The 3452-nt window shown below is 64.4% G+C and carries 2 protein-coding genes and 3 pseudogenes; 4 read left to right on the forward strand and 1 reads right to left on the reverse strand.

Annotated elements, in window-relative coordinates; translation table 11 throughout:
* Positions 1-632, forward strand: a 632-nt coding sequence (gene fghA / locus AABA86_RS33755; protein WP_338309816.1) for an S-formylglutathione hydrolase, incomplete at its 5' end; no start/stop codon positions are given.
* 33 nt (positions 633-665) lie between these two features.
* Here fghA and AABA86_RS33760 read toward each other — a convergent pair.
* Positions 666-1230: pseudogene (locus AABA86_RS33760) on the reverse strand (DUF3280 domain-containing protein).
* Positions 1231-1290: 60 nt separating this feature from the next.
* On the opposite strand from AABA86_RS33760, the gene AABA86_RS33765 reads away from it, so the two are divergent.
* The 3 genes and pseudogenes from AABA86_RS33765 to AABA86_RS33775 all read left to right on the forward strand — a co-directional run.
* Complete coding sequence (locus AABA86_RS33765; protein ID WP_338309817.1) at positions 1291-2472, forward strand: ABC transporter substrate-binding protein; 1182 nt, start codon at positions 1291-1293, stop codon at positions 2470-2472.
* 8 nt (positions 2473-2480) lie between these two features.
* Positions 2481-3270: pseudogene (locus tag AABA86_RS33770) on the forward strand (PQQ-dependent catabolism-associated beta-propeller protein).
* Positions 3267-3452, forward strand: a pseudogene (locus tag AABA86_RS33775) (ABC transporter ATP-binding protein); the annotation flags it as partial. The pseudogenes AABA86_RS33770 and AABA86_RS33775, both read left to right, overlap by 4 nt.

The raw sequence follows: 3452 nt of genomic DNA on the forward strand, positions 1-3452 counted from the left end.
CCGAGCTCGGCCTGATCTTCGTCGCGCCCGACACCTCACCGCGCGGCGCCGACGTGCCGGGCGATGCCAACAATGCCTATGATTTTGGCCTCGGGGCTGGCTTCTATGTCGACGCGACGCAGGAGCCGTTCGCGCGCAACTATCGCATGTGGAGCTACGTCACCGACGAATTGCCCAAGCTCATCGCGGGAAATTTTCCCGTCGACGCTAAACGGCAATCGATCATGGGCCATTCGATGGGCGGCCACGGCGCGCTGACGGTGGCGCTGCGCAACCCGCACCGCTATCGCGCCGCGAGCGCCTTCGCACCGATCGTGGCGCCCTCGCTCGTGCCCTGGGGCACCAAGGCGCTCACCGGCTATCTCGGGCCGAACAAGGACGCCTGGCGCGGCCACGACACGGTGGCGCTGATCGAGGACGGCGCGAAGTTTTCGGGCTTCCTGGTCGACGTCGGCGAAGCCGACAATTTCTTGAAAGAACAGCTGAAGCCCGAGCTGCTCGAAGCCGCCTGCACCAACGCGGGCATCCCGCTGACGCTGCGGCGGCAGGCGGGCTACGACCACAGCTATTACTTCATCTCGACCTTCATGGGCGATCATCTGCACTGGCATGCGGAGAAACTGAAGGGGTGATTTCTTACCCTCTCCTGGAGGGTAAAGAGCGCCCTACTCCCGCTTCCCGTAATTCGGCGCCAGCAACCGGTTGCGGATCAGGTAGCTCATCGTGCGGGTCCAGGCTTCATCCGTGTTGCCGCGCATGTCGGCGCTGGCCGCCGTGATCATGTTGCCGGTTTTCACGTCGCGCAGATAGATGTTGAGATTGATGATCAGGTTCGAGACCTTCTGCACCATGCCGGTGATCTCGAGGTCAGCGCCCAATTCGCCGGCGAGCTTGAGATCGCAGCCGCCGCAGGCCTGTAAGTTGGCGTGACGGGCGGCGTCCCTGACCGGCGCGATGTCGAGCACCTGGAACCTGCCGGACTCCGTCAATTCCTTGCGCAGCTGCTCGCTGATGAGCACGAGCCGCGCCTCTTCGGGCCTGGAGCCGTAGAACTCGCCGGGCAGGCTGGTGTCGATCAGCTCGAAATCGAACACGGCNNGGATCGGCGCGCGCGAGCGCAGGCGTCAACAGCAAAGCGACGATCACCATCATTGCTCGCATGATCGTGATTCCAGGCCTCGCGCGCGCGGGGACGAAATGCGGGGTTGCATGCCCTGACAAATTGGTCATGCTTGAAGCAGAGACAATTCTCTACCGGCGGTCAAGCGGGGGAGAACGCTTGGAGGAAACATGATCCGATGGTTGGCCGGCCTGATTGGCTTAGGTCTTGCTGCGACGAGCGCGCTCGCGGCGGAGCCTGCCCTGATCGGCGTCGGCTATCTCGGCATCGCCGGCACCAGATCCACACTGTCGCTGGTCGAGCAGCCCGCGGAGAATGACGGCGTCGCCGGCGCGCGGCTCGCGATCGAGGACAACAATACCACCGGCAAATTCCTGGGTCAGCGGTTCGCGCTGGAAGAGCGCCGCATCAAGGAAGGCGAGGACGTCGTCCAGGCCGCGACCGCGCTCGCGGAGAAGAACGGCTTCATCATCGCCGACCTGCCCGCCGATGCGCTGCTGAAAGTCTCGGACGCCTTGCGCGACCGCGGCACACTGCTGTTCAACGCGGGAGCGGTCGACGAGCGGCTACGCGAGGCCGATTGCCGCGCCAACGTGATCCACACCGCGCCGACGCGCGCGATGCTGGCCGATGCGCTCGGGCAATATCTGGTTTGGAAAAAGTGGTCGCGCTGGCTGCTCGTGGTCGGCTCGCATGACGAGGATAAGCTGTTCGCCGAAGCGCTCAGGCGCACCGCGACGCGGTTCGGCGCCAAGATCGTGCAGGAGCGTACTTTCGAGGACAAGGGCGGCGCACGCCGCACCGACTCGGGCGTCACGCTGATCCAGCGGCAGATGCCTGTCTTCACCCAGCAAGCCCCTGCTTATGACGTACTGGTCGCCGCCGACGAGAGCGAGGTGTTCGGCGCGTATTTGCCCTATCGCACCTGGGATCCCCGCCCCGTTGCGGGCTCGGCTGGCCTGGTGCCGCGCAGCTGGGACGCATCGCAGGACCAGTGGGGCGCGATCCAGATGCAGAACCGCTTCGTCAAGCTGAACGCGCGGCGCATGACCGCGCTCGACATGCAGGCCTGGACCGCGGCCCGCATGATCGGCGAAGCGACCTCGCGCACCAATTCCGGCGACGTCAAGAAGGTGACGGACTTCATCAAGGGCCCGGATTTCTCGGTCGCCGCCTTCAAGGGCACGCGATTGACCCTGCGCGACTGGAATCTGCAATTGCGCCAGCCGATCCTGCTGGTCGACGGCCGCATGGTGGTGTCGGTGTCGCCGCAGGAAGGTTTTCTGCACCAGGTCTCCGAGCTCGATACGCTCGGCTATGATCGTCCGGAGAGCAAATGCAAGCTGAAGTGAGAACGATGATGTCGCGCGTGTGGCGTGTGGGGCTCTTGTCGGGATTGGCGCTGGCGGCGGCGCCCGCGCATGCGTTCATTGCCTATGTCTCGAACGAGAAGAGCAATACGGTGACGGTGATCGACACCGACAGCTGGACGGTGACCAAGACCATCAAGGTCGGCCAGCGCCCGCGCGGCATCGATTTCACGCGCGACGGCAAGTTCGTGATGGTCGCGGTCGGCGACGACGACACCATCCAGGTGATCGACGCCAAGACNNAGCCCCGACGGCAAGACGCTGATCAACACGTCGGAAACGACCAACATGGCGCATTTCATCGACACCGCGTCGCGCCAGATCGTCGCCAACGTGCTGGTCGATGCGCGGCCGCGCTTTGCTGAGTTCAAGCACGACGCTTCCGAACTGTGGGTCTCCTCCGAGATCGGCGGCACCGTCTCGGTGATCGACCCGAAGAAGCATGAGGTCATCGGCAAGGTCACATTCGAAATTCCGGGTCTGAGGAAAGAGGCGATCCAGCCGGTCGGCATCGGCATGACCAGGGACGACAAGACCGCCTTCGTCGCGCTCGGTCCCGCCAACCGCATTGCCGTCGTCGACGTCGCCTCGCGCAAGGTGACGAAATATCTGCTGGTGGGTCAGCGCGTCTGGCACATGGCGTTCACCCCCGACGAGAAATATCTGCTCACCACCAACGGCGTGTCGAACGACGTTTCCGTCATCGACGTCGCCGCGCAAAAGGTGATCAAGACGATTCAGGTGGGCGAACTGCCCTGGGGCATCACGATCGCGCCATGACCAGCCCCGCTCCGATTCCCGGGCCACAGGAGGCGCCGAAGCTAGAAGCGGCGGCGGTGCCGGCGCTGTCGATCGACGGCGTCAGTCATGCCTATGGGCAGCGGCGTGCGTTGATCAACGTCTCCTTCAACGTGCAGCCGGCGAGCTTCACGGCCCTGCTCGGCCTCAACGGCGCCGGCAAG

The organism is Bradyrhizobium sp. TM233 (assembly GCF_036247965.1).
In the GTDB taxonomy this organism is placed as follows: domain Bacteria; phylum Pseudomonadota; class Alphaproteobacteria; order Rhizobiales; family Xanthobacteraceae; genus Bradyrhizobium; species Bradyrhizobium ottawaense.

Bases quoted from the DNA above. Each gene is read 5' to 3' on its own strand.
- AABA86_RS33765 (WP_338309817.1), top strand. From the start codon at position 1,291: ATGATCCGATGGTTGGCCGGCCTGATTGGCTTAGGTCTTGCTGCGACG.